General features: G+C 45.4%; 2 protein-coding genes. Both read right to left on the reverse strand.

Annotated features, from left to right (window positions below; genetic code table 11):
- On the reverse strand, positions 1-1,239 hold a 1,239-nt coding region (locus tag LJ737_RS26785; protein WP_227769852.1), incomplete at its 3' end, for an Eco57I restriction-modification methylase domain-containing protein.
- Between the two features lie 209 nt (positions 1,240-1,448).
- Positions 1,449-1,871: tyrosine-type recombinase/integrase (locus LJ737_RS26790; protein WP_227769853.1), on the reverse strand; the 423-nt coding region annotated here is incomplete at its 5' end.

Consider the following 1,871-nt stretch of genomic DNA (forward strand, 5'->3'; position numbering starts at 1 on the left):
ATCATCTTTTGTGCTAAACCGACGAAGTAGTACATAATTCCTGTTAGGAAGTAATCCAGTTTTTTTGCCTCTCTCAATTGAGAGGTACTGATGCCGACCGCGCGCATTAGGCCAAGCAACACGCCCGCGGCGTACATGATCAATCCAAAGCAGCGGGACAAGGCTTTCGCCAGGTTCCTCACGCAAATAATCCGTAGTGCGGAAAGCTACTACAGGACCTGTAGATACTTCGATACCGAAATCGTCTAACCTGTTCCGCCATAGCTTGAAACGAGAAATCAGACTGCGCTCTGCGTCGTTAGTAGGCAAGAACAAGACTTTATCTTGGCTACCAAAGTCCACCAGTTCGTCAATGGTGCACTGTTGCCTTGTGACTTCATGTAAATCGTGACCGGCTTCAGAGGCCAATATTCGCACCGGATAGTCATGCTCATTAGCTCGATTTATCCGTGTAGCCTTAAAAATCATATTCTCTTGCAAGACGGCATCCTTTTGGAATGCTTTATTGCGGGAGTGAAAAAGGTGAAATACATCGAGTTGCAAGTGGTCATACAGGAAGTTACGGAATCGTTCAAAATAAGGTCCAGAGCAGAAACTTCGTGGAATGATGAAGATCAGTTCGCCTCCTTGTTTAGTTAGAAGAGCTGCTTGTACAATAAATAACGCGTATATATTAGGTTGTTCTTGCTCTTGCTGCCTTGCTATAACGTTACGCGGATCGTCTTTACCTAATTTAAAATATGGCGGATTTGAAATAACTAAGTCGTATCGCGGCTCAACATCTTCTAGGGGTTGTTGCCAGAGCGTTCGGTGTTCTAGAATAAAATCTCGCATGATCAGCTCCGTGCGGCATAAGATCTGCCTTCCGGATAGCCAATTGACAAGGTGCGCAAGTGCGGCCTGCGCGTAAGGTTGTATTCCAGCATCAACCTCGTAGACCTCTAAGTACAACTCTGTGATCTGACCATTTTGTTGCACTAACTGCTCTACCAAAGAGCACGCCAGCACGCCAGTTCCAAAACCAGGATCAAGCAATCTGGCTGAGTTACCAGTAAACGTGGATAAACTGGCTAGATATAGACCAAGCTCGCGTGGAGTAAAGTATTGGCCAAACGATTTCTTATGAGTTTCGCTAGCTGAGGCGGCGTATTCGTAAGCTAAGCGAGCAGCATAGGCACTGGGAAGTTCGTGTGCCTGTGGAGGGTTCATAACAAAGTCAACATCCATTTCTGGTATCATATTACAAAGCTAAGCTATTGCCAATCTAGCTGGAGATCTCTGCTTGGGGTAGTATCTAACTCATGCCTTTCATTGATTGAAAGAACTTGTTGGTTAGACAGTTAAAATGGTAATGGTCTTTGAGGTATGACTCGTGTCAATAATAGTTATGCCAATGGAAATTGTGTCTATTGGAATATATAACTATACATTATAGTTATTACAGAGTGTCAACCCCAAGCGTTTTCCATCTCGGTCTTCTTACGCTTGTCGCGAACTTTAGCATAGCCCATTAAGGACTTAAGATCTTTATGGCCGGTGAATTTTTGAACCACCTCTAAGCTCATACCTCGTTCTAAACTCTGTGTAACGAACGTATGCCGTCCAGTGTGGGAGGAAAGTAGGCTGTACTTAGGTACTCGGTCTTCAATGCGTTTGCTGCCCCGATAACGTACGACCAGCGTTTGTTTGTCAATACCACAGTGCTGCCCCAGTTCCTTAACGTAATCGTTGAATTTCTGCTGGGAGAGTTTGGGTAAGCCGCTGGGGTATTTCGCTAGAATAGCCCGGGAATACTGGTTCAGGTCGACGTGTTGCTGTTTGCGTGTTTTCACGGCGCGAAAGACCAATTGGTCGTCCTCAATGTTGTCGGG

It is taken from the genome of Hymenobacter sp. 15J16-1T3B (assembly GCF_020711235.1).
GTDB lineage: Bacteria > Bacteroidota > Bacteroidia > Cytophagales > Hymenobacteraceae > Solirubrum.